At 69.3% G+C, this 23,713-nt stretch carries 21 protein-coding genes; 4 read left to right on the plus strand and 17 right to left on the minus strand.

The window, feature by feature from the left end; all coding sequences use genetic code 11:
• Positions 1-3: 3 nt before the first annotated feature.
• From murG to EV140_RS02660, 11 genes are all read right to left on the minus strand, one after another.
• A complete protein-coding gene (murG, locus tag EV140_RS02610) occupies positions 4-1,089 on the minus strand; it encodes an undecaprenyldiphospho-muramoylpentapeptide beta-N-acetylglucosaminyltransferase (protein WP_130280732.1) in 1,086 nt (361 codons plus the stop codon).
• Entirely contained in the window at positions 1,086-2,291 is a 1,206-nt protein-coding gene (gene ftsW / locus EV140_RS02615) for a putative lipid II flippase FtsW (RefSeq protein WP_130280734.1), read from the minus strand. The genes murG and ftsW overlap by 4 nt, the downstream gene beginning before the upstream one ends.
• Positions 2,254-3,780, minus strand: coding sequence for a UDP-N-acetylmuramoyl-L-alanine--D-glutamate ligase (gene murD, locus EV140_RS02620; protein WP_130280736.1), 1,527 nt, complete (start codon positions 3,778-3,780; stop codon positions 2,254-2,256). Before murD ends, ftsW begins: the two co-directional genes overlap by 38 nt.
• Positions 3,780-4,877: a phospho-N-acetylmuramoyl-pentapeptide-transferase gene (gene mraY / locus EV140_RS02625; protein ID WP_130280738.1), complete on the minus strand. Its 1,098-nt coding sequence runs from the start codon at positions 4,875-4,877 to the stop codon at positions 3,780-3,782. The genes murD and mraY overlap by 1 nt, the downstream gene beginning before the upstream one ends.
• Positions 4,874-5,521, minus strand: a complete 648-nt coding sequence (locus EV140_RS02630) for a glutamate ligase domain-containing protein (protein ID WP_130280740.1) — start codon at positions 5,519-5,521, stop codon at positions 4,874-4,876. The genes mraY and EV140_RS02630 overlap by 4 nt, the downstream gene beginning before the upstream one ends.
• Complete coding sequence (locus tag EV140_RS02635; RefSeq protein ID WP_130280742.1) at positions 5,521-7,065, minus strand: Mur ligase family protein; 1,545 nt, start codon at positions 7,063-7,065, stop codon at positions 5,521-5,523. The genes EV140_RS02630 and EV140_RS02635 overlap by 1 nt, the downstream gene beginning before the upstream one ends.
• 28 nt (positions 7,066-7,093) lie before the next feature.
• Positions 7,094-8,863 carry a peptidoglycan D,D-transpeptidase FtsI family protein gene (locus tag EV140_RS02640; protein WP_130280744.1) on the minus strand — a complete coding sequence of 590 codons (1,770 nt, stop codon included), beginning with the start codon at positions 8,861-8,863 and terminating at the stop codon, positions 7,094-7,096.
• 45 nt (positions 8,864-8,908) lie between these two features.
• On the minus strand, positions 8,909-9,508 hold the full coding sequence (gene ftsL / locus EV140_RS02645; RefSeq protein WP_130280746.1) for a cell division protein FtsL: 600 nt from the start codon (positions 9,506-9,508) through the stop codon (positions 8,909-8,911).
• The gene (rsmH, locus tag EV140_RS02650) at positions 9,505-10,455 is read right to left on the minus strand and encodes a 16S rRNA (cytosine(1402)-N(4))-methyltransferase RsmH (protein ID WP_130280748.1); all 951 of its coding nucleotides are present in this window, start codon (positions 10,453-10,455) and stop codon (positions 9,505-9,507) included. Before rsmH ends, ftsL begins: the two co-directional genes overlap by 4 nt.
• A 103-nt stretch (positions 10,456-10,558) precedes the next feature.
• The gene (gene mraZ / locus EV140_RS02655) at positions 10,559-10,990 is read right to left on the minus strand and encodes a division/cell wall cluster transcriptional repressor MraZ (protein ID WP_130280750.1); all 432 of its coding nucleotides are present in this window, start codon (positions 10,988-10,990) and stop codon (positions 10,559-10,561) included.
• 248 nt (positions 10,991-11,238) lie between these two features.
• Complete coding sequence (locus tag EV140_RS02660) at positions 11,239-11,610, minus strand: DUF3040 domain-containing protein (protein ID WP_130280752.1); 372 nt, start codon at positions 11,608-11,610, stop codon at positions 11,239-11,241.
• 86 nt (positions 11,611-11,696) lie between these two features.
• Here EV140_RS02660 and EV140_RS02665 point away from each other — a divergent pair, with 86 nt between their 5' ends.
• Positions 11,697-12,818, plus strand: a complete 1,122-nt coding sequence (locus tag EV140_RS02665) for a polyprenyl synthetase family protein (protein WP_130280754.1) — start codon at positions 11,697-11,699, stop codon at positions 12,816-12,818.
• A 9-nt stretch (positions 12,819-12,827) separates the two neighbouring features.
• Here EV140_RS02665 and EV140_RS02670 read toward each other — a convergent pair whose 3' ends face one another.
• Positions 12,828-13,166 (minus strand): Rv2175c family DNA-binding protein, encoded by a 339-nt coding sequence (locus EV140_RS02670; protein ID WP_130280756.1) that lies wholly within the window; start codon positions 13,164-13,166, stop codon positions 12,828-12,830.
• A 183-nt stretch (positions 13,167-13,349) separates the two neighbouring features.
• Between EV140_RS02670 and EV140_RS02675 the strand changes: the two genes are divergently transcribed.
• Together EV140_RS02675 and pknB are read left to right on the plus strand one after the other, a co-directional pair.
• Complete coding sequence (locus tag EV140_RS02675; protein ID WP_241971257.1) at positions 13,350-14,744, plus strand: LysM peptidoglycan-binding domain-containing protein; 1,395 nt, start codon at positions 13,350-13,352, stop codon at positions 14,742-14,744.
• Positions 14,745-14,794: 50 nt separating this feature from the next.
• Positions 14,795-16,726, plus strand: coding sequence for a Stk1 family PASTA domain-containing Ser/Thr kinase (pknB, locus tag EV140_RS02680; protein WP_130280758.1), 1,932 nt, complete (start codon positions 14,795-14,797; stop codon positions 16,724-16,726).
• Positions 16,727-16,762: 36 nt separating this feature from the next.
• Here the strand turns inward: pknB and EV140_RS02685 are convergent, their stop codons facing one another.
• From EV140_RS02685 to EV140_RS02695, 3 genes are all read right to left on the minus strand, one after another.
• Entirely contained in the window at positions 16,763-18,133 is a 1,371-nt protein-coding gene (locus EV140_RS02685) for a class II 3-deoxy-7-phosphoheptulonate synthase (RefSeq protein WP_241971258.1), read from the minus strand.
• A 97-nt stretch (positions 18,134-18,230) separates the two neighbouring features.
• On the minus strand, positions 18,231-18,920 hold the full coding sequence (locus EV140_RS02690; protein ID WP_130280760.1) for a lysophospholipid acyltransferase family protein: 690 nt from the start codon (positions 18,918-18,920) through the stop codon (positions 18,231-18,233).
• A 31-nt stretch (positions 18,921-18,951) separates the two neighbouring features.
• Positions 18,952-19,920 carry an ROK family glucokinase gene (locus tag EV140_RS02695; protein ID WP_130280762.1) on the minus strand — a complete coding sequence of 323 codons (969 nt, stop codon included), beginning with the start codon at positions 19,918-19,920 and terminating at the stop codon, positions 18,952-18,954.
• Between the two features lie 102 nt (positions 19,921-20,022).
• Here EV140_RS02695 and EV140_RS02700 point away from each other — a divergent pair, with 102 nt between their 5' ends.
• Positions 20,023-21,852, plus strand: coding sequence for an AMP-dependent synthetase/ligase (locus EV140_RS02700; RefSeq protein ID WP_130280764.1), 1,830 nt, complete (start codon positions 20,023-20,025; stop codon positions 21,850-21,852).
• A gap of 26 nt (positions 21,853-21,878) precedes the next feature.
• Here the strand turns inward: EV140_RS02700 and EV140_RS02705 are convergent, their stop codons facing one another.
• Positions 21,879-22,379 (minus strand): peptide deformylase, encoded by a 501-nt coding sequence (locus tag EV140_RS02705; protein WP_096421255.1) that lies wholly within the window; start codon positions 22,377-22,379, stop codon positions 21,879-21,881.
• Positions 22,380-22,388: 9 nt separating this feature from the next.
• Positions 22,389-23,699 carry a MinD/ParA family ATP-binding protein gene (locus EV140_RS02710; RefSeq protein ID WP_130280766.1) on the minus strand — a complete coding sequence of 437 codons (1,311 nt, stop codon included), beginning with the start codon at positions 23,697-23,699 and terminating at the stop codon, positions 22,389-22,391.
• Positions 23,700-23,713: the final 14 nt, after the last annotated feature.

Genomic DNA, 23,713 nt, shown 5'->3' on the forward strand with positions numbered 1-23,713 from the left:
CCATCACCCTACGCGCTGTGCCGCGACGGCTTCGCGTGCGAGGCCCACGAGCGCGAGAGCGGCGTCGGGGCGCGCGACCGTGGCCGCAGCGGCCGTCATGCGGGCGATCTCGGCCCGCCCGGTGAGCAGCGGAATGAGGGTTTCTGTGACCCACTCGGGTGTGAAGGCAGCGTCATCGACGAGGATCGCCGCGCCCGCCTCGATGAGCTCGGCGGCGTTGAGCTTCTGCTCGCCGTTACCGACCGGATACGGCACCAGCACGGAGGCGAGGCCCACCGCCGCGAGCTCCGTCACGGTCGCGGCCCCCGAGCGGCACACCACGAGATCGGCGGCGGCCAGCGCGAGGTGCATCTCGTCGCAGTACTCGATCACGCGGTAGCCCTCGAGCCCGGGGTCGGTGCCGCCGCGGCCGGTGCCGGTGATGTGCAACACCTGCCAGCCGGCGCCGAGCAGCGGCACGATCGACGCGGACACGGTTTCGTTCAGCCGCTTCGCGCCGGTCGAGCCTCCCGTCACGAGCAGAACGGGGCGACTGGCGTCGAGTCCGAAGGCAGCGAGAGCGCGGGGCCGTTCAGCCCGTCGATCGAGAGCCACGATCTCTGCCCGTAGCGGCATGCCGACGACCTGCGCTCGGCGCAGAGGGGTTCCCGGGAAGGTCGTCGCGATCACTCCCCCGAGCCACGCCCCGAGCCTGTTCGCGATACCAGGACGCGCATTCGCCTCGTGCACGACGAAGGGGATGCGCTCGGCGCGGGCGGCGACGTACGCGGGCGCAGCGGCGTACCCCCCGAAACCCACGACGACGTCGATCTCGCGCTCGCGCAGAATCTGCCGCGTGCGGCGCACCGCGTCTCGGAAGCGAGCCGGGAATCGGACGGCGGCTCCGTTCGGACGTCGCGGAAACGGCACGCGCGGGATCGTCAGCAGTTCATAGCCGCGCGCCGGCACGAGGCGCGCTTCGAGCCCTTCCGCCGTGCCCAGCACGCCGATCGTCACGCCGGGTTCGTCATCGCGCCACGCGTCGGCGACGGCGAGCAGGGGGTTGACGTGGCCGGCGGTGCCTCCGCCAGCGAGCAGAACGGATGTCACCGTGCAGTCTCCGTGAGGGGTGAGTTGCGCGCGAGCGACAGGACGACGCCCACGGCGAGCAGGGTGGCGACGAGCGAGGAGCCGCCGGCTGAGATGAAGGGCAGTGGCACGCCGAGGACGGGCAGCATGCCGAGCACCACGGCGATGTTGACGAACGACTGCACGACGAGCCACGTCATGATCGCTCCAATGGCGATGCGTCGGAAGGGGTCGGCCTGGGTGCGCACGAGACGCACGAAGGCGATCGCGAGCGCGACGAAGACAGCGAGCACGACGAGCGCGCCCACGAGCCCGAGCTCCTCGCCGATGATGGCGAAGATGAAGTCGCTCTCGGCGTGCGGTAACCACGACCACTTGGCCGATGAGTTTCCGAGCCCGACGCCGAACAGGCCGCCGGAGCCGAGTGCCCACGTGCCGTGCACGACCTGCCAGCAGACGCCCTCGTAGTCTTCCGGCCGGCAGCCGTCGATCCAGACCGTGATGCGGCTGGAGCGTGAGGGGCTCGAGAACGCGAACGCGATGGCCGCGGCGGCGATGCCCGAGACGAGCACAATGAGTTTGCCGAGAGGCGCGCCGGCGAAGTACAGCGCGCCCAACACCATCGCGAGCATCACGCCGGCGGTGCCGAGATCGTCACCGATCAGCACCATGCCGATGCTGAAGAACGATAGCGGCAGGGCCGGGAAGATGACGTCGTGCCAGCTGCGGAGGCCGTCGGCCTTCTCGGCGAGCACGGCGGCGAGCCACACCGCCAGCGCAAGCTTCAAGAACTCGGATGGTTGCGCCGTGAAGCCGCCGATATAGAGCCAGTTGCGGTTACCGCCGTACTCGTAGCCCAGCGGCGTGAAGACCACGAGGGCTTGCAGCCCCACTCCCAGGATGACGAAGTGCCGCGCCCAGCGTCGCCAAAAGACGGCGGGCAGTCGACCGACCATCAGCATCACGGGGATGCCGACGAGGGCGAACAGACCCTGACGCAGAAAAATACCGAAGAAGTCGCCGTTTCCGCCGCGGCCCGAGATCACGAACGAGGCGGACAGCACCATGACGAGCCCAAACAGCACGAGGAAGATCGTCACGCCAAGCAGCAGGATCGCGTCGCCGTTGTCGGTGCCGAACAGCTTGCGCACGGCAACGACCGCGACAGGCGGCCGCCCGGCCGGCTCAGCGGGCGTCGGACGAGGGGGTCGGATGCTCGTCATCCGGTCCTCCCTCCGTGTGACGTCGGACCGCCTCGGCAAAGCGTCGTCCGCGGTCGGCATAGTCGGTGAACTGGTCCATGGATGCCGCGGCCGGCGCCAGCAGCACCGTGTCGCCCGCTTCGGCGACCTGGGCTGCGAGCCGGACGGCTTCCGGCATCACCCCGTCAGTCTCCCCGGCGGTCACCTCGAGCACCGTCAGGTGGGGGGCGTGTCGGGAGAACGCCTCCCGCAGCGCTGAGCGATCATCGCCAATGAGCACGGCCGCGCGCAGGCGAGCAGCGTGGGCAGCGACGAGGGGTGCCAGGTCGACGCCCTTCGCGAGCCCGCCGGCGATCCAGACGACCGAGCGGTAGGCGGCCAGCGCGGAGGCGGCGGCGTGTGCGTTCGTCGCCTTCGAGTCATCGACCCAGACGATGTCGTCGGCTGCAGCGACGACTTCGGTGCGGTGCGCGTCGACGCGGAAGGCGCGCAAGCCCTCGCGTACGGCGGTCGGCTCGACCCCCACCGCTCGGGCGAGGGCCGCGGCGGCCAGCACGTTCGCCAGGCCGTGCGGGGTCTGCAGGCCCGCCTGCGCCAGGTCGGCGAGCGATGCCAGCTCCAGGGCGCTCGTGTGGCGCTCGGCAAGGAACGCGCGGTCGACGAGCAGGCCATCGACAACGCCGATGTCGCTCGGCCCCGGCGTGTCTGAACCGAAGCCGATTGCGCGGCACCCTTCGATGACGTCGGCCTCCTCGACCATTCGCATGGTCGCCTCGTCGCGGCGGTTGTAGACGCAGGCGACGCGCGTGTTCTCGTACACCTTCGCCTTCGCGTCACGGTAGGCCACTGCCGATCCGTGCCAGTCGTAGTGGTCTTCGGCGAGGTTCAAGCACGTGCTCGCGAGCGGCACGAGCGCGCCAGGCCCGGCGGCCGGCAGCCAGTGCAGCTGGAAGCTCGACAGCTCGACGACGAGTGCGTCGAAGCCCGCGGGGTCGCGCACCGCATCAAGCACCGGCACCCCGATGTTGCCGCAGGGGGCCGCGCGCAGGCCTCCTTCACGGAGCATCGTCGCGGTGAGCTGCGTCGTCGTGGTCTTTCCGTTCGTGCCGGTGATGAGAATCCACTCGCCAGCGGGCTCCACCTTGTCGCGCACCCGCCACGCCAGCTCGATGTCGCCCCAGATCGGGATGCCCGCATCCTGGATGGCGCGGATCAGCGGCTGGTCGGGGCGGAAGCCGGGCGAGACGATCGCGAGCTCCGCGTCGAGGGCGAGCACGGCATCCCCGTCGCTCGCGTCGTCGCCGGTGAGTTCGACCAGGTCGACGCCGATGACCGGCAGGATGCGCGCCCGCTCGGCATCGGGCGTGCGCGCGGCGACCGTCACGCGGGCTCCGAGTTCGGCGAGGGTGTCGGCGGCGGCGAAGCCGGTGACGCCGAGGCCAAGCACGACGACACGTAACCCCCGCCAGTCGGCGCTCCAGCTCGTCAACTCGTCGAGCGGCGCGGCCATCAGGCGCTAATCCATTCGAGGTAGAACAGCCCCACGCCGACGGCGACGAAGAGGCCGCCGATGAGCCAGAACCGCACGACGACGGTGACCTCGGCCCAGCCCTTCAGCTCGAAGTGGTGGTGTAGCGGGCTCATGAGGAAGATGCGTTTGCCGCCCGTGATCTTGAAGTAGGCGCGCTGCACAATCACCGAACCGGTGACGATGAGGAACAGGCCGCCCATCAGGATCAGCAGCAGCTGCGTGTGGGTGAGGATCGCGAGGGCGGCCAGCGCTCCGCCGATGGCGAGCGAGCCCGTGTCGCCCATGAAGATCTGGGCGGGAGAGGTGTTCCACCAGAGGAACCCGATGAGACTCGCGGCGATCGCGGCGGCGACGATCGCGAGGTCGAGGGAGTCGCGCACGTCGTAGCACTTGAATGCGACAGCGGGGTCGAGCCCGGCGTTCGAGCACGACTGGTTGAACTGCCAGAACGCGATGATGATGTAGCCGACGACCGAGAGGATCGAGGCGCCGGTGGCCAGACCGTCCAGCCCGTCGGCGACGTTGACCGCGTTCGACGTGCTGACGACGATGATGTTCACCCAGATGGCGAAGAGGATCATCGCGCCGATCGAGCCGAAGGTGGCGAAGTCGAGCCACGCGATGTCGCGCACGGCGGAGATCTGTGTCGACGCGGGGGTCAGGCCCTGGCGGTCGGGGAAGTTGATGGCGACGAGGGCGAAGGCGGTAGCAACGATGACCTGTCCGGCGATCTTCGCCCAGCCGCCGAGGCCGAGGCTGCGCTGGTTGCGCACCTTGGAGTAGTCGTCGATGAAGCCGACGACGGCGAGTCCCACGAAGATGCCCAGCACGAGTAGCCCGCTCAGCGTGAACGGCTCACCGGCGACGAGGTGGCCGAAGACGTAGCCGAGGCCAGCGCCGAGCACGACGATGATGCCGCCCATCGTGGGTGTGCCGCGCTTCGTGTGGTGGGTCTGCGGCCCATCCTCCCGAATGAACTGGCCCCACTCGATGCGCTTGAACAGGCGCACGAACAGCGGGGTCGTGAACAGGGTGAAGGCGAGCGCGAAGGCGCCGGAAAACAGCAGGGCGATCACGCGGCGGCTCCGATCAGCCGGTCGACGAGCGGGCCGAGGTCGGTGCGCCCTCCCCCGGTCACCAGCACGATGTCTCCGGCGCGAACTCTGTCACGAAGGCCAGCGTAGGCCTCATCGACCGTGTCGACGAGGAGCGACTCCCCATCCCACGACCCCTCGAGCCCCGCCGCGTTGTGCAGGTGACGCGCGCCGTGGCCGATCACGACGAGCTGGGAGACGTCAAGACGCACCACGATGCGGCCGAGCGCATCGTGCGCCTCGAACCAGTCGGCCGGCTCGGTGTCGAGCTCACCGACGACCGCAAACGACCGGGCCGACGTGCCCCGCGTGAGGCCCGCCAGCACCTGCAGCGAGCGGCGCACCTCGGCGGCCGTCACGGCGTCACGATCGTCCAGGACCAGCAGCTCGCCGGGTGCGGCGACGCGCGCGCACCGACGAGGAACATCGCGGATGCTCGTGGCCGCGCCGAGCGCGTCGGCGAGCGTCGCGCCGGCGGCGAGGCGCGCATCCATCGCCTGAATGGCGGAATCGACGGCCGTCTCGCCGAGCGCGTCGATGAGCACCTCGGCGCGCTGGTCGCCGTGGCGCAGGTGCACGAGGGTGCCGGCGCGCGACACGATCACATCGTCGACGGTCAGCGCCATCACGCCCACCCCGCCTCGCGAAGAGCGGCACGGGCCTCATCGCGCGCCGAGTACGGGGTGCGCACGCCCTCGATGTCGCGGTAGTCCTGGTGGCCGGGCCCGGCCCACAGGATCGAGTCGCCCTCGCGCGCGAGGTTCACGGCGACCCGGATGGCCTCTTCGGGCGGGCTCACCTCGTGAATCTCGTCCGGCTGGTTCTCGGCCAGGGCCGCGCCCTCCAGGAGCGTCGCGCGAATCGACGCGGGGTCTTCGAACCGCGGGTGATGGTCGGTGATGACGAGCACGTCGCAGCCCTCGGCGGCGACCCGCGCCATCTCGTGGCGCTTGGTCGCGTCGCGGTCGCCGTCGGCGCCGAAGACCATGATGGTGCGGCCCGTCGTGAGCCGGCGAACCGCCGCGAGGGTGTTCTCGAACGCGTCGGCGCTGTGGCCGAAGTCGACATAGATGGTTGGCCCACGGTCGCCCGACACGCGCTCGGTGCGGCCGGGAAGGTAGGCCTCGACGCCGGTCGCGAGCACCTCGCTGAGGCGCGCGAAGTCGTGCCCGCCCTCGAGCAGCATGACGATGACGAGGCCGGCGTTCGCCGCCATGTGGCGGCCAATGATCGGGATGCTCGTGGCGAGCATCCGCCCGTCTGTCGCCGTGAGCGTGAAGGCCGTGTACTGCGGTGTCTCCTCGGTGACGACGACGCGCCAGTCGGCCTCGACGTCGTCGCGTGAGGTGATCGTCACGGTCGGGATGCCGGCCGATGCGACGACCCGCTCGCCCCAGGGCGAGTCGAGGCAGATCACGGCTCGCTTCGCGCGGTCTGGCTGGAAGAGCGGCAGCTTCGCGGCGAAGTACTCCTCCATGTCGGCGTAGTCGTCGAGGTGGTCGTGGCTGAGATTAGTGAAGCCGGCGACGTCGTGCACGATGCCGTCGACGCGGTGGCGGCTGAGCGCCTGCGCGCTGACCTCCACGGCGACCGAGGTGACGCCGGCCTCGCGCATGCGGGCGAGCAACGCGTGCATCTCGGTCGCCTCGGGGGTCGTCAGGCGGCTCACGACGGTCAACTCACCGATCTGACGCTCGGCCGTGGAGGTGAGCCCGGCCGTCTCGCCGAGCTGCGTCAGCATGCCCTTCATCAGGTACACGCTCGATGTCTTTCCGTTGGTGCCGGTGATGCCGTAAAGCACGGCCGGGTTCTCGGCGGTTTCGTACACCCAGGCGCTCAGCTCACCGAGGCGGCTGCGCGGATGCTCGACCACGAGAACCGGAACGCTCGCGGCGCCGACGAGGGCGGCGCCCTCTTCGTCGGTCAGGACGGCGACGGCGCCCTGGGCGATCGCGTCGGCGGCGAACTCGGCGCCGTGTCGGTGCTGCCCGCGCACCCCCACGTACAGGTCGCCGGCGTGCAGGTCGCTGGTCGACAGCGTGATGCCCGTGACGGACACCCCGGCGGGTTCGCCGCGGACCTCGATGCTCGACACGTCGCGCGCGAGCGCGTCGAGCGGTCGGGGGCGAGGATGCTCGGGGCGCAGAACCGGAGGAATACGACCTGACACGCGCGACCTCTTCTTTCGACTTCTGTGCCTACCAGGTGGTGGGTAGGCGGGGCGGGGGCTGCGTGCTCGGCGCCACCCGGAAGGTCTTGAGCACCTGCGTCATGATCTGCTGGAACGGGGGCGCCGCGGCCGCGGCGACCTTCATCGTATCGGGCTTGCCGAGCGTGACGATGACGACGAATTCGGGGTTCTCGGCCGGTGCGAGACCGGCGACCGACACGATGCGCTCGCTCGTGTAGACGCCGTTGACGGGCACCTCGGCAGTGCCGGTTTTAGCGGCAACCCGGTACCCGGGAACGGTGAGCTGCGGGCCGACGAACCCCTCGGTGACGACCGACTCGAGGATCTGCACCGTCTGGTTCGCCGCCTGCTGCGAGATCACCCGCGTGCCCTCCGTCTCGGGCAGGTGCGTCACCTCGTCCTCGCGCTGGCATCCGGTAACCAGGGTGAGCGGCTGCAGGACGCCGCCGTTCGCGATGGCCTGATAGGCCTGCGCCATCTGCGCGCTCGTCACCGAGATGGACTGGCCGAACAGCTGCATATAAGCGCCGTGTCCGTCGATCGAGTCAGCCGGGCGCACGATGCCCGACTCTTCGCCGAGGAAGGAGACCGCGGTCGGCGAACCGAAGCCGAAGTCGCGGAAGTACTGCTCGCGTTGGGCGAAGGTGAGGCGTTCGCCGAGCAACGAGGTGCCCACGTTCGAGGAGTTCATCAGAATTCCGGCGGTCGTGAGCTTCAGACCATCGTGAGCCCACGCATCCCGGATCTGCCAGCCGTTGATCGTGTCGTAGCGCGCGGGCACTCCGATGCGCTCGCCCGGCGTGGTCACGCCCGCATCCAACATGGCGGCGATCGAGATCGACTTCATGGTCGAACCGGGCTCGTATGGCCACGAGAAGATGCGCGAACCCAGATTGTCGGGGTGGGTGGAGTTGACGTCGTTAGGGTCGACCGTCGGCCAGTCCGCGGCGGCGATGATGTGCCCGTCGCGGACACTGACGACCATGGCGGTGGCCCAGTCGGCACCGACGGCGCGTGCCTGTTCCTCCAGCTTCTGCTGGGAGAACCACTGCAGGTCGGAGTCGATCGTGGTGTGCAGGGTTCCGCCGTCGATCGGCTCCTGGTGCACGACGGTGCTGCCGGGCAGGCGCACGCCGTCGGCGCCGCGTTCGAAGGTCGACGAGCCATCGACTGCCGACAGGCACTCGTCGAGGCGCAGCTCGAGCCCCGTCTGCGGGCCGTCGGTGCCGAGGAAGCCGACGAGGTTACCCGCCACCTGCCCGTTCGGGTACGTGCGCGAGGCGATGCGCTCGGAGTAGACCCACGGCACGCGCAGGTCGCGCACCTGCTGGAAGACGTCGGTCGGCACGCGGCGAACCAGGTAGGCGTGGTCGCTGTTGGGATTCGTCTCAAGCGCGGTCTCGATGCGCTCGAGCAGATCGAGCGGGTCGGTGTCGGTCAGCTCGGCGATCGCGGTCAGCGCATCCCACACGCTGTGCTTCTCGCGCTCCCCCGTCTCGCTATTGACCAGCGTGTAGTCGCCGACGAATCGGGGCGAGACCGTGATGTCGTAGCGGTACACCGAGTCGGCGAGGGCCACGCCGTTGCGGTCGACGATGTCGCCGCGAAGGCCCTGCAGTGTCTGGGGGATCGACCGGCGCGCCTCGGCCTCGGTTGCCAGGTCGGCAGCACGGACGACCTGGATGTCGACGAGACGAACGACGAACGCCGAGACGATGATCACCATGACGAGCACGGTCGCGGCGACCCGGCGACGTGTGCGGCGATCCGAGGTCACGGGGCTCCTTCCAAGCGTGTTGTCAGTGGCGAATGAACGACGGGGTCACTGGGTGATCGGGGCGGGAAGGGGTTCGGGCCCGGTGGGCTCTTCGGCGGAGGCTAGTGGTCCCGGCGACGACGGCGTCGGAGCCACGCCCAACGCCTCCCCCGCCGCCGCCGGGACCACGAGCGGCACGTCGACGAGCAGCACATTGCCGACCGTGCTGGCGCGCCCGTCGAGGACTCCCGACTGGGCGCTTGCGGCGACTGGGGTACCCAGTACGGCCGCATCCGCCAACCGAAGGTAGGCGGAGGATGAGTTGACGACCATGCCGAGCGACTCGGCCTGGGCGGCGAGGTTCTGGGGCGATTCGAGGCGCGCGAGATTCTCGGAGAGCACCTGCGAGCTGCGACTGAGTTCGACAAGCTGCCCTTCGGCCGCCGTGATGCGGTAGGCGCCTTCGGAAAGCTGGATGCTCAGCATCAGTTGCGCAAGCAGGATCGCGAAGACACCACTCACGGCAATCGTGGCGGCGAGAGCGCGGGGTCGCCGCCGACGCTGCTCGCGGCTCGGGGTGACCTCGACAGGGCGAAGACGACGGCGCGGTTCGGGAGCACTGGCCGGCGCGGCGGGGGCGCCGAGCGGCTGCGCGAGCGCGCTCACGCGACGTCTCGCAGTCGTTCGGCCGCGCGCAGGCGCACGGGGTTCGCCCGCGGGTTGCGGGCACGCTCAGCGTCATCGGCCTGTTCGGCGCCACGCACGAGCAGGCGCAACTCGGGAGCGTGTTCGGGCAGTTCGACGGGGAGACCGGCCGGCGCCGTCGAGCGGCTGCGCGCGGCGAGCTCGCGCTTCACGATGCGGTCTTCCAGCGACTGGTAGGCGAGCACCACGATGCGTCCCCCGACGGCGAGCGCGTCGATCGCGGCAGGCAGGGCGGCCTCGAGGGCGGCGAGCTCAGCGTTGACCTCGATGCGCAACGCCTGGTAGACGCGCTTTGCGGGGTGTCCCGGGCGGCGGGCCGCCTGGGGGGTCGCGTCGGCGATGATGCGGTTCAGCTGCTCGCTGCGCTCAATGGGCGCCTCCGTGCGGCGCTCAACGATGCGGCGCGCATAGCGGGCCGCGAGCTGCTCCTCGCCGTAGCGGTGGAAGATGCGTCGGAGGTCGGCCTCCGCGTAGCTCGCGAGGACGTCGGCGGCGGTGACGCCCGTCGTGCGGTCCATGCGCATGTCGAGCGGAGCATCCTGGGCGTACGCAAAGCCGCGCTCGGCCTCGTCCAACTGCATGGACGAGACACCGAGATCGAACAGGACCCCCTGCACGCGGTCGATCTCGAGCTCGTCGAGCGCCTCACGGACCCGGTCGTAGACCGTGTGGACGGGACGGAATCGGTCGCCGAAGGGGGCGAGACGCTCGCTCGCGAGCCGGAGCGCGTCGGAGTCACGGTCGAGGCCGACGACCGTCAGTTCGGGAAACCGCGTCAGCGCCGCCTCGGTGTGGCCGCCGAGACCGAGGGTGGCGTCGATGAGGACGGCGCCCGGCGACTCGATGGCGGGGGCAAGCAGGTCGAGGCAGCGCTCGAGCAGGACGGGGATGTGGCGGTCGGCAGTCATATGCAGAATCGGCCGAGCGCGGGGCCCGGATCCCCATCCGTGCGACCTGGCACCGGGGAAGGTGCGCCAGGGCGGGTCACGGCTGGGAGTCGGAGCCACGCGATCAGAAGAGGCCGGGGATCACCTCCTCCTCCATCGATGAGAACGTCTCCTCCTGGGCGGCGTAGTACGCCTCCCATGCGGCGGTTGACCAGATTTCGGCGCGGTCACCCGCACCGATGACGGTGAGATCGCGGTCGAGGTCGGCGTACTGACGCAGGGCCGGCGGAATCGTCACGCGGAACTGCTTGTCGGGCTCTTCGGCGCTGGCCCCCGACAGGAACATGCGGACGTAATCGCGGGCGACCTTGCTCGTAAGCGGCGCGGTGTTGATGAGCTGCACCTTCTGCTGGAACACCTCGGGGGTGAACACGTAGATGCAGCGCTCCTGGCCGCGGGCGAGAACGAGGCCGTCGGCGAGAGAGCCACGGAACTTGGCGGGGAGGATCAGCCGGCCCTTGTCGTCGAGTTTGGGGGTGTGCGTGCCAAGGAACATCCGGCTCCCCCTTTCCTCTCCGGCCCGAGATCGGGAATTTCCTCCACATTACTCCACTTACCTCCACTTGGAAGGGTTTCGCCCCACTTTATTCCGCCGGAAGCCCCTGTGACCCCCGGACTGGGGGTGGGATGCCCGCGGACCGTTGGCCGCTCCGTGGGCCCTGCGGGCGCGCGGGCGCGCAAAAAACCGGGGCCGACCGTGCGGTCGACCCCGGCGCGAAGAACCTGGGGAGGGAAGTGGAGCGGCTAGCGCTCGCCCTCCTGGCGCCGCTCCCAGCGCTCATTCATGCGGTCGGTCCAGGAGGACCGGTTCGTGCGAGCAGCGGCGGGAGCCTCGGGTGCGGCGGACGACGCCGACCCCTTGGCGGGCGTGAGCGCGAGCAGCACTCCACCGAACATGACCGCGAAGCCGAGCACACCCACCAGCGGAATGCTGATCACGACGCCCGTAACGAGCACGCCGATGCCGACGACGGCAAGCAGAGCACCCACAGTGACAAGCGTGTAGTTGGGCTTGCCTCGGCGACCGGAGACCGCCGACACGAAATCGGCGTCGTTGCGGTAGAGGTTGCGCTCCATCTCTTCGAGAAGGCGCTGCTCCTGCTCTGACAGCGGCATGGTGACCCTTTGGCTTGATGAGGCGGGGCGCGAGGGTTCTCGCGGTGCACTCATTCTAGGACCGGCCACCTGGATAGGCTAGGCGGGTGGCTGAGAAATTGCGCCTAGTTGACCTGGTCCACGCTCGACTCGACCGGTTCCTCGACGACCGCCAGGCGCACCTCGACTCGGTCGCCGACGAGCTTGGAGTCTTCGTCGACGCCGGCCGCGAGCTCCTGGCCGGCGGGAAGCGGTTCCGCGCCTTGTTCGCCTACTGGGGCTGGCAGGCGGTGGCGGGAGCCTCGAAGCCGGACGACCTTCTCGCGACGCTGGACGAGCATCCCGACATCGACGCGATCATCGACGTCGCGGCCGCCGTCGAGATCTTCCAGGGCGCGGCGCTCGTGCATGACGACATCATGGACAACTCCGACACCCGCCGCGGCAAGCCGGCCGCGCACCGCCGATTCGAGTCCATGCACCGCGAACGCGAATGGGCGGGAAGCGCGAGCGTGTATGGCATGTCGGGCGCGCTCTTGCTCGGCGACCTTCTGCTCGGCTGGAGCGACGAGTTGCTCGACGATGGCCTCGCACAGCTGGGCGACCGCCGAGCCGCACGCGCGGCGCGCGACGAGTTCCGCACCATGCGCACCGAAGTCATGCTCGGGCAATACCTCGACATCTACGAGGAGGTCGCCTGGCGCGAGGCCGACGAGCGCGAACAGCTCCCCCGCGCCCACCGCGTCGTGACGTACAAGTCGGCGAAGTACTCCATTGAGGCGCCTCTCGCGCTCGGCGCGCTCATGGCCGGGGGCACCGAGGAGCAGGTGTCGGCCCTGCGCGCCTTCGGCCTCCCGCTCGGCGTGGCCTTCCAGTTGCGTGACGACCTGCTGGGCGTCTTCGGTGACCCCGAGGTCACCGGCAAGCCGGCGGGCGACGACCTGCGCGAGGGCAAGCGCACCGTGATCATCGCGCTAGCGCGGGCGGGCCTGCCGGTCGGCCCGCGTGCCCTCATCGACGAGTTGCTCGGCGACCCCGACCTGACCCCCCACCAGGTGGCCACTCTGCAGGCGACGATTCGGGATAGCGGAGCCGTCGAGACCGTCGAGTCGATCATCGCCCGCTCGGTCGCGGAGGCGGTCGCGGCGCTCGAGGACGCGCCTATCAGCCGCGCAGCGACGCGCGAACTCATCGGGCTCGCCGACACGGTCACCCGCCGGCAGAGCTAGAGAACGCCGCTAGAACGCTTCGCCCTGCGCGATGCGCCGCACTTCAGCCTTGCGGCCCGCGCGGAGGGCTCCGGTCGGCGAGCCGTCGAGCTGATCGTGCGGGGCGAGCATCCATTCCATGGCCTCGTCGTCGCTGAATCCGGCGTCGGCCAAGAGCGTCAACGTGCCCGGCAGGCCGTGAACGGGCTCGCCATTAAGGAGGAACTCCTCCGGCACGACGACGACGCCGTCTCGTCGGACGGCGAGCAGGTGCCGCTCCTCGAGGAGTCGGTGAATCTTGCCGGGGCTGAGGCCCAGGATGTCGACCAGATCGGGAACGGTTAGCCAGCGGGACGATTCGACGCTCACCCCTTCAGACTGCCACGCTCACGGCCGACGCGCGACGCGTCGTAAATGTTACGGGCGTGTTACAGATAGTCACATCTTCCCCAACAGTTGACAGCAGTTGTACTGTGTAACAAGCGGAAGGGGGATTTCCGCTCGTCCGCGTTCCCGCGCGGCGCCACTCACGGCCAGGGGGTTCCTGTCACCATGACCGTCCGTCACGACACCGACACCGAGCACGACCCGGATGCTGCTGGCCGCGCTCGCGAGGTCTTCGCCGGCCTCGCGCCGCGCACCCCGGGCGCAGTCTCGACAGAACCCGCCGCGGCATTCCGTCGCGCGTCGACCACCCCGCGCAGCACCGGCCGCGCGCTCACGTACAGCACCATGCCCGTCGTCCTGACGGGCGCGATCGTGCTCGGGCTCGGCCTCACCGGACCCGTCGACGCCGCCCAGGCCACTCGTAAGCCGCTCGCTCCGAAACCCCAACAGAACCCGGCGGCGCCGAGTCTGCGGGCGGCCCTCGGCCAGGTCGGCGCGGCTATGACGCCGGGTGCTCTCGGGGTTCGGACCATTCAGGCTGCCGCCGCGCCGGCGAGCTACGTCGTCCAGGCGGGCGACACCGTCTCCGACATCGCGGGCCGCTTTGGCCTGTCGACCCCCGCCGTGCTCGCGATGAACGGTCTCAGCTGGAACTCGTTGATCTTCCCGGGCCAGGTCCTGAAGCTCACGGATGCCCCGACGAAGGTGGCCGCGACGCCAACGCCCGCGACGCAGGACGGCTACTACGTGGTCGCTGCGGGCGACACGGTGTCGGGCATCGCCGCCCGCTTCGGCGTGACAACGCAGGCCGTGCTCGATGCCAATGGACTCGGCTGGCGAAGCATCATCTACCCCGGTCAGCAGCTGCGGATTCCCGGCGTGAGCCCCGCCGCAAGCGAGTCCGGTACGGCAGCGGAAACGGTCACTCACGAATCTGTCGAGGCCGACGAGGTGCTGTCGATGCCGGTCAGCGAGCGACCGACGCTTCCGGGCGGTCCTGCGGAGCAGGCGGCGCCCGCCGTCGCGGCACCGGCACCGGCACCCGCGCCCCCGCGCGCGGAGGCGGCGCCCGCTCCGGCGCCAGCGCCCCCCGCTCCGGCGCCAGCGCCGCCCATCGCGCCGCCCGCGACTCCGTCGCCCGGCACCGTGACGGCCCTGAACGCCGACCAGCGCGCTCACGCACAGACGATCATCTCGGTGGGCCGTCAGCTGGGCGTGCCCGACTACGGCATCGTGATCGCACTCGCGACCGCGATGCAGGAGTCGTCGCTGCGCAACCTCTCGTGGGGCCACCTCGACTCCGTGGGCCTGTTCCAGCAGCGGCCCTCGAGCGGCTGGGGAACTCCCGCGCAATTGCAGGATCCCGCCTACGCAGCGCGCCTGTTCTACGGCGGGCCGCAGAACCCGAACGCCGGGCGCACCAGGGGTCTTCTCGACATCCGCGGGTGGCAGTCAATGTCGCTCACGGTCGCCGCGCAGGCTGTACAAATCTCGGCCTACCCCGACGCCTACGCCAAGTGGGAAACGAGCGCCTGGGCGTGGCTCGCACAACTCGGCTAACCCGTGTGGCGCGGCCTGATCGCACCTGAGCGACACCTACACTCGAGGGCGTGAGCGCCGCGCCCGGAGACCCGTTGATCGGCCGGCTGATCGACGGTCGATACCACGTGCGCTCCCGCATCGCTCGGGGCGGCATGGCGACCGTGTACCTCGCCACCGATCAGCGGCTCGACCGCCTCGTCGCGGTCAAGATCATGCACGGGCACCTCGCTGACGACAGCCAATTCAAGGAGCGCTTCATCCAGGAAGCGCGCAGCGCCGCTCGCCTCGCGCATCCAAACGTCGTCAATGTTTTCGACCAGGGACAGGACCACGAGTCGGCCTACCTCGTCATGGAATATCTGCCCGGCATCACCCTGCGCGAGCTGTTGCAGGAGTACGGCGCGCTCACCCCCGAGCAGACGCTCGACATCGGCGAGGCCGTGCTCGCGGGGCTCTCGGCGGCGCACAAGTCAGCCATCGTGCACCGCGATCTGAAGCCCGAGAACGTGTTGCTGGCGGACGACGGCCGCATCAAGATCGGCGACTTCGGTCTCGCGCGCGCCGCCAGCGCCAACACCGCGACGGGCGCGGCGCTGCTCGGCACAATCGCCTACCTCTCCCCCGAGCTCATCACCCGCGGCGTCGCCGACACCCGCAGCGACATCTACGCGCTCGGCATCATGATGTTCGAGATGCTCACCGGTGAGCAGCCGTTCAAGGGCGAGCAGCCGATGCAGATCGCCTACCAACACGCGAACGACTCGGTGCCGGCCCCCAGCACCGTCAATCCCGACGTGCCGGCCGAACTCGACGAGCTGGTGCTGTGGGCGACCGCGCGCGATCCCGCGGATCGCCCGGCAGATGCGCGCGCGCTTCTCGAGCAACTGCGCGACACCTCGCGCTCACTCGCGACCTCGATCGTCGCCACGGGCCCGCAGCAGACGATGGTGCTGCCTCCCCTCTCCACCTCAGCCGCGGCGATGACGGCCGAGACGCAGGTCATCGCGCCCGCAGGTGCGGCTGCCGCGCCGCCCGCCGATACGGGTACGCCCCGTCAACGGCTCGCGCTTGCCGCTCCCGCGCGTCGCCGCCGCGGCATCGCGATCATGCTCGTCGTTCTCCTCGTCGCCGGGCTCGCGGCCGTCGCCGGCTGGTGGTTCTCCAGTGGACCGGGCGGCTCGGTGACGATCCCTGAGCTGCGCAGCGTCGCCGAGGCGGACGCCCGGGTGATCCTCACCGACGAGGGACTCCTTGTCGCGAGCGAGACGGTGCGCGAGTTCTCGCTCGACGTGGATGCGGGGCTCGTCATTCGCACGGATCCTCCCGCGGGCGAGGCGGTTCCGCGCGAAACCGAGGTCACTCTCGTGGTCTCTGAGGGCGCCGAGCCGACGACCGTTCCCGAGGTGCGTGGCCAGCCCGAGGCGGACGCCCGGGCGATTCTGGAGGACGCGGGCTTTGTCGTCGCCGAGGAGCGCGCCGAGCGCTTCGATGGTGAGATCGGCGACGGCTCGGTCCTGGAGGTGCGCGATGCGGAGGGTTCCCCCCTCGCGGCGGGCACCGACTCGTTCCGCGGCACGCCCGTGTCACTGCTCGTCTCGGTCGGCTCGATTCCCGAAGTTCGTGGCCTTACTCTTGACGCCGCCCAGGCGGAGCTTGATCGTCGAGGCCTCGGCTCCACCGTCGCGACCGAAACGTTCGACAACGACATCGCGGCGGGATCTGTGCTGGGCTATGGCGATCTGCCGGAGGTCATTCAGCCGGGCGACACGCTGCCGCTGGTCGTCTCGCGCGGCCCCGACCTCGTCGAGATTCCCGACGTGATCGGGCTCAGCATCAACGAGGCGATCGAGGCGCTGCGTGCCGCCGAGTTCGGCGTCGACGTGCGCACGAACGTGCCCGAGAGCTTCCTCTGGAACTTCACGAGCGTGCAGAACGTCATCCCGTCGCAGGACGGCAGCGCCGTGCGGGGCTCGACGATCATCATTGAGGCGTTCGTCTAGACGCCCCGAGCGGGAGATCCTGCGCGGGCGAACGGGTCAGCTCGCGCTGAGCTCCTCCGCGACGAGGAACGCCAGCTCGAGCGACTGCATGTGGTTCAGGCGCGGGTCGCACAGCGACTCGTAGCGCGTCGCCAGCGTCGCCTCGTCGATCATCTCGCTGCCGCCGAGGCACTCGGTGACGTCGTCGCCCGTGAGCTCGACGTGGATGCCGCCGGGGTGCGTGCCCGCCGCGCGGTGCGCCTCGAAGAAGCCCTTGACCTCGTCGACGACGTCGTCGAAGCGACGCGTCTTGTAGCCGGTGGGGGTGGTGAGGCCGTTGCCGTGCATGGGGTCGGTCACCCACAGCGGGTTCGCGTCCATGCCCGTGATCGCCTCGAGGAGCGGGGGCAGAGCATCCCGGATCTTGCCGGCCCCCATGCGCGTGATGAAGGTGAGGCGACCCGGTTCGCGATCGGGGTCGAGCACGTCGATGAGGCGCTCCATCGTCTCGGGCGTCGTCGACGGCCCGAGCTTCACGCCGATGGGATTGCGGATGCGCTTGAAGAAGTCGACGTGCGCGCCGTCGAGCTCGCGGGTGCGCTCGCCGATCCAGAGGAAGTGGGCGCTCGTGTTGTACGGCAGCCCCGTGCGCGAGTCGATGCGGGTCATCGGGCGCTCGTAGTCCATGAGCAGGCCCTCGTGGCTGGAGTAGAACTCGACGCGCTTCAGCTCGTCGAAGTCGGCGCCCGCGGCCTCCATGAACTTGATGGCGCGGTCGATCTCTTTCGCGAGGCCCTCGTAGCGCTGGTTGGCCGGGTTCGCGGCGAAGCCCTTGTTCCACGAGTGCACCATGCGCAGGTCGGCGAAACCACCCTGCGTGAAGGCACGGATCAGGTTCAGCGTTGACGCGGCCGTGTGGTAGCCCTGCACGATGCGGCGCGGGTCTGCGGCACGCGACTCGGGCGTGAAGTCGTACCCGTTGACGATGTCGCCGCGGTAGGCGGGCAGCGTGACATCGCCGCGCGTCTCAGAGTCGCTCGAGCGGGGCTTCGCGAACTGGCCGGCCATGCGGCCCATCTTGATGACCGGCATCGAGGCGCCGTAGGTGAGCACGACCGCCATCTGCAGGATCGTCTTCACCCGGTTGCGAATCTGGTCGGCGGTCGCACCCGCGAAGGTCTCGGCGCAGTCGCCGCCCTGCAGGAGGAAGGCCTCGCCGCGCGCCGCGCGCGCCAGGCGGTCGCGCAGGTTGTCGACCTCGCCGGCGAACACCAGCGGCGGAAGGGTGCCAAGCTCAGCGGAGGCCGCCTCTGCCGCCGCGGCGTCCGGCCACTGCGGCTGCTGCTTGATCGGCAGGGTGCGCCAGTGGTCGAGCCCCGCAACGATGTCGGGGTCAGCGGCGATCACAGGTTCGGTCGGGTCGACCACAGGCGGTACTCCAGTGCAGAAAGAAGGGGGTGGATGGCGCAGGGCGGGAGCGCGCTGTTCGAGCCTAGCCCAGCGGAATGAGTGTGCGCGCCTCGGGTCAGCGGACGTGGGCGGGACGCTTGTCGCGCACGGTGGTGGCGTACACGTCCCGGTATTCCTGGCCGGACAGCCGACCCAGTTCGTACATGATCTCGTCGGTCACCGAGCGCAGCACGAAGCGGTCGCTTTCCATGCCAGCGAAGCGGCTGAAGTCGAGGGGCTCGCCGAACACAATGCCGGGGCGCAACACCTTCGGCACGCGGGTACCGATCGGCATGACCTTCTCGGTATCGATCATCGCAACCGGGATGACCGGGGCACCGGATTCGAGGATCATGCGGGCGACGCCCGTGCGGCCCCGATACAGGATGGCGTCGGGGCTGCGGGTGCCCTCGGGATAGATGCCGAGCGCCTTGCCCTCGGCGAGCACGCGAAGCCCGGTGTTGAGCGAGGCCTCCGACGCCTTGCCGCCAGAGCGGTCAATGGGGAGCTGTCCAGACGCCTGGAAGAAGAAGCGGGTCAACCACCCCTTGATGCCCTTGCCGGTGAAGTAGTCGCTCTTGGCGAGAAACACGACGCGACGGTCGAGCACGAGCGGCAAGAAGATCGAGTCGACGAAGGACAGGTGATTGCTCGCGAGGATCACCGGGCCAGAACGGGGAACGTTGTCGATGCCCCGCACCCACGGACGAAAAACCGTGAGCAGGATGGGGCCGATGACCAGGTTCTTCATCAACCAGTAGAACATCGTTGCTCCCCTCGCTCGGCCGCCACCCAGCCTAACCCCGCGGCGCGGCGCCGATGGACTCGGCGTGGATGCGCGCAAGGTCGGCCGCGCCCACGACGCCGGCGTCGTTCACCAGCTCGGCGACGACGAACTCGGGCTCGGGGTGGTAGCCGCGCGCGGGAAGGTGAGCGAGGTAGGCCTCCCGCACCGGATCAAGCAGCGCGTCGCCCGCGACGGAGACACCGCCGCCGAAGACGAACATCTCGGGATCCAGCACCGCGCTGAGGCTGGCGCACGCCTGACCGAGCCACAGCCCCAGCTGGCGGAGGGCGTGGTGAGCGCCCGGATCGCCGTCCTCGAGGAACCCGGCGAGCATCCCGCCCGTCAGGGTCCCTCCCGCCTCCTCGCGGGCGACGGCGAGAGCGTGGCCGATGCCGCCGGCGTCGGCGATCTCGTTCGCCATACGCAAGAGCGCCCGGCCCGAGCCGTACTGCTCGATGCAGCCGCGTGCGCCGCAGCCGCAGGGAAGCCCGTCCGGCACGATGCGCAGGTGCCCCAGCTCGCCGGCCGTTCCGAAACCGCCTCGCAGCAGGCGGTCGCCGGTGACGATCGCGCCGCCGACGCCCGTGCCGATCGTCAGCATCGTCATGTCGTGGGCGTCACGAGCGACGCCATAGCGGAACTCGGCCCAGCCGGCAGCGTTCGCGTCGTTGTCGATCGTGACGTCCATGCCGAGACGGGCACGCAAGCGGTCACGGAACGGCTCATTACGCCACGAGATGTTGGGGGCGTAGTACACGGTCGACTGCGCAGCGTCGATGAAGCCGGCGGCGGCGACGCCGGTCGCGATCACGGTGTGCCCCTCGCTCAACCGCTCAACCATGCTGGCCACGATCTCGACGATCGCCGACGGGTCGGTGGCCGGCGTGGGCCGGCGCTCCTCGGCGAGAATCGTGCCGTCGTCGGCCACGAGAGCGCCGGCGATCTTCGTCCCGCCAATGTCGATTCCGATTGCATGCACGGCTCGAAACTCTATCGGTGGTGAGCAGTCAGCGCGTGGCGAGGTCGCCCCGGTAGGGTGGTCGAACCGCCCCAGACCAGACCCGGTGCCAGAGGAGCTGCCGTGAAAAAATTCGTCGTCCCGGCCGTCGTGACCCCCGACCCCGACGCGAACACTACTGACCTGCTTGTCGACCGCGTCGCCCAGGCGCCCGACGATGCGCTGTTCGCCCTTCCGACCGCCGACGGCGGCTGGAGTGACATCACGGCCGCCGAGTTTCACACGCAGGTGATCGCTCTGGCCAAGGGCTTCATTGCCGCGGGCGTCGAGCCCGGCGAGAAGATCGGGTTCATGTGTAAGACCCGCTACGAGTGGACCCTGGTCGACTTCGCAGCGTGGTTCGCCGGCGCCGTCCTCGTCCCGATCTACGAGACGAGTTCGCCGAGCCAGATCCAGTACATCCTTGAAGATTCTGAGGCGCACCACCTGATCGTCGAGACCGCCGAGCACTACTCGCGCTTCGACGAGATCGCCAGCGACGTGCCGAGCATCGGCCACGTGTGGCAGATGCACCTCGGCGCGCTCGACAAGCTCGCCGCCGACGGCACGGACGTCACCGACGAGGCCGTCGAGGCGCGCCGCACGGCGGCAGTGGGCAGCGACCTCGCGACCCTCATCTACACGTCCGGCTCGACGGGAGTGCCGAAGGGCGTCATGCTGACGCACTCGAACTTCGTCGAGCTGTCACGCAACGCCCGCATCGCGATGAAGGAGGTCTTCGCGCCCGGCGCGTCGACGCTGCTGTTCATCACCACCGCCCACGTGTTCGCGCGCTTCATTTCGATCATCTGTGTGCACGGCGGCATCAAGGTCGGTCACCAGGCCGACACGAAGCAGCTCTTGCCCGCGCTCGGCTCGTTCAAGCCGACCTTCCTGCTCGCCGTTCCGCGCGTGTTCGAGAAGGTCTACAACTCGGCCGAGCAGAAAGCTGAGGCCGGCGGCAAGGGCAAGATCTTCCGCAAGGCGGCCGACACCGCCGTCGAGTACTCGAAGGCCCTCGACACCGGCTCCGTGCCGCTCGGCCTAAAACTTCGCTTCACGCTGTTCGACAAGCTCGTGTACTCGAAGCTGAAGAACGCGATGGGCGGCCGCGTGCAGTACGCCGTGTCGGGCTCGGCGCCGCTGGGCACGCGTCTCGGGCACTTCTTCCGCGCCCTGAACGTGCGCATCCTGGAGGGCTACGGCCTCACCGAAACGACGGCTCCCGCCTCGGTGAACCTTGTCAACAACTTCAAGATCGGCACGGTCGGCCCGGCGCTTCCGGGCGTCGGAATCGCCCTCGACGACGACGGCGAGATCCTCATCTCGGGCAACAACGTGTTCGCCGGCTACTGGAAGAAGCCTGAGGCAACAGCCGAGGTCATGACGGAGGACGGCTGGTTCCGCACCGGCGACATCGGCACGATCGACGCCGACGGCTACCTCACAATCACGGGCCGCAAGAAGGAGATCATCGTCACCGCCGGTGGAAAGAACGTCGCCCCCGCCGTTCTGGAAGACCCGATCCGCGCGAACCCGATCGTCGGCCAGGTCGTCGTGGTGGGCGACCAGAAGCCGTTTATCTCGGCCCTCATCACGCTCGACCCCGAGATGCTGCCGGTGTGGCTCAACAACAACGGCGAGGACGCGCAGATGACGCTCGCCGACGCCGCTCAGCACCCCAAGGTGCTCGCCGAGGTGCAGAGCGCGATCGACGTCGCGAACGCCCGCGTGTCGCGCGCCGAATCCATCCGCAAGTTTGTGATTCTCGCGACCGAGTTCACGGAGGCCTCGGGGCACCTCACGCCCAAGATGAGCATCAAGCGCCACGTCATCACGAAAGACTTCGCGTCGGTGATCGACGGGCTGTACTCGGCCTCGCCCGAGACGCAAGGAATCTCACTCGCGCAGTAGCGCGACACCGCACGGGATGCGCGTGGTCAGGGCCGCTGGAACCAGTCGGCGGTCCTGATCGCCCGCATCGCCTCGCGCTTCAGTTCCGGCTCGAGGCCCTCGACGTACACCCGGCCCTCGAGGTGATCCGTCTCGTGCTGCAGCGCCTGGGCAAGCAACCCCTCCCCCTCGACGGCGACGGCGTTGCCGTCGAGGTCGACGCCCTCGACGCGCGCCCACGGGTGACGCCGGCGCGGGTAGGCGAGCCCAGGAACCGAGAGGCACCCCTCATCGACGGGCTCGGCGTCGCCGCGCACCTCGACAAGCTGCGGGTTGATGATGTAGCCGAGGTCACCATCGATGTTGTAGCTGAACACGGCAAGCCCCACACCGATCTGGTTCGCGGCGACGCCCGCGCGCCCCGGAACCTGCACCGTGTCGAGCAGGTCGTCAACGAGCGCGCGCAACGACGCATCGAAGTGGACGACACGATCGGTGCGCGAGCGCAACACGGGGTCGCCGAAGAGGCGAATGGGGCGGACGGTCATCGTGCGCGATCAGTACCCGTCGCGCGGAATGCCCTCGACCACCAGCGCGGCGAGCTCACGGGCCGCATGGCGGGTGTACGGCTTCAGGTCTTTCCACTTCACGACGGAGCCGGCAGCCAGCACCTCGTCGTAGGGGATGCGCACGATCTCGCGCACGCGGGAGGCGAAGTGCGCCTCGATCTCTTCGAGCTTCACCAGGTTCGTGCCCTGGGTGGCGGTATTGATCGCCACAACCGCGTTGCGCACCAGCTCGTCGTAGCCGTTGGCCTCCAGCCAGGTCAGCGTCTCGCTGGCAAGGCGCGCCTCGTCGACGCTGCCGCCCGACACAATGACGACGGAGTCAGCGCGCTCGAGAGTGGGGCGCATGACCGAGTGCACGATTCCCGTGCCGCAGTCGGTCAAGACGATCGAGTAGTAGCGCGCGGCGAGGTCGGCGACGACGTTGTAGTCGTCGGCGTCGAACGCCTCGGACAGCAACGGATCGGTGTCGCTGGCGAGCACATCCAGACGCGTCGCGTCGCGCGACACGAAAGTCGAAAAGTCGTTGTAGGCACCGATGGACGCGGCGCGGTTGACGACGTCACGCACCGTAGAGCGTGTCTGCTTCGCGACGCGCTCGGCGAGCGTGCCGCGATCAGGGTTGGCATCGATCGCGATCACGCGGTCCTCGCGCACGGAAGCCAGCGCCATGCCGAGAAGAGTGGTCACGGTCGTCTTGCCGACGCCACCCTTGCGGGTCAGCACGGGCACGAAGCGGGCATTGAGACCGAGCGGCTGCGCGATGCGCGCATCCAACTCTTTACGCTCGCGAACGCGACGCGAGTCGCCGATGTTGACCTGCTTGAACGTGCTGAGGTACACGAACCGCGGCCAGGCACCTTCGGGGCCGTTCGGTCGGGAACGCTTCGGGTCGAGCAGACGGTCAGCCGTCAGCATTCCCGCTGCTTCGGGCTGGTGGTCCCCGTACATGACGCGGCGCGAGAGGTCAGCGGGGAGATCAGCCGGGTCGATGTCGCTGAGGTCGGGCTGGGTCAGGGCGCTGGCGAGCTGCTGGTCACCGAGCTGGATGGTCGTGGCGCCCGTCTGCAGCATCTCGACGATCTGCGGGTCAACGCCGCGCGCAGCGAGCTCCGCGGTCGGGTCGGGAGCCTCGTCAGGTGCCGGTTCGGGCAGCACGACGTCGATGGAAAGAGACTCGGGCACAGCGGCGATGAACTCGCTCCCGCCGCCGGGCTCGACGCCGTCATTGACGGTGCGGGGTGTAGACCCCCCGACCACGTCGGTCGAAACGTCGCCTGATGCGTCGCGTTTCTCGGCCATGCGGCCTCCTTCCA

Source organism: Microcella alkaliphila (assembly GCF_004216855.1).
GTDB classification, from domain to species: Bacteria; Actinomycetota; Actinomycetes; order Actinomycetales; family Microbacteriaceae; genus Microcella; species Microcella alkaliphila.

Coding starts and splice junctions, on each gene's coding strand:
- murD (WP_130280736.1), bottom strand. CDS start 3,780: ATGGCCGCGCCGCTCGACGAGTTGACGAGCTGGAGCGCCGACTGGCGG.
- EV140_RS02660 (WP_130280752.1), bottom strand. CDS start 11,610: ATGCCGCTGTCAGAGCAGGAGCAGCGCCTTCTCGAAGAGATGGAGCGC.
- ftsW (WP_130280734.1), bottom strand. CDS start 2,291: ATGACGAGCATCCGACCCCCTCGTCCGACGCCCGCTGAGCCGGCCGGG.
- EV140_RS02690 (WP_130280760.1), bottom strand. CDS start 18,920: ATGTTCTACTGGTTGATGAAGAACCTGGTCATCGGCCCCATCCTGCTC.
- rsmH (WP_130280748.1), bottom strand. CDS start 10,455: ATGACTGCCGACCGCCACATCCCCGTCCTGCTCGAGCGCTGCCTCGAC.
- mraZ (WP_130280750.1), bottom strand. CDS start 10,990: ATGTTCCTTGGCACGCACACCCCCAAACTCGACGACAAGGGCCGGCTG.
- EV140_RS02630 (WP_130280740.1), bottom strand. CDS start 5,521: ATGGCGCTGACCGTCGACGATGTGATCGTGTCGCGCGCCGGCACCCTC.
- EV140_RS02675 (WP_241971257.1), top strand. CDS start 13,350: ATGACCGTCCGTCACGACACCGACACCGAGCACGACCCGGATGCTGCT.
- EV140_RS02705 (WP_096421255.1), bottom strand. CDS start 22,379: ATGACCGTCCGCCCCATTCGCCTCTTCGGCGACCCCGTGTTGCGCTCG.
- EV140_RS02710 (WP_130280766.1), bottom strand. CDS start 23,699: ATGGCCGAGAAACGCGACGCATCAGGCGACGTTTCGACCGACGTGGTC.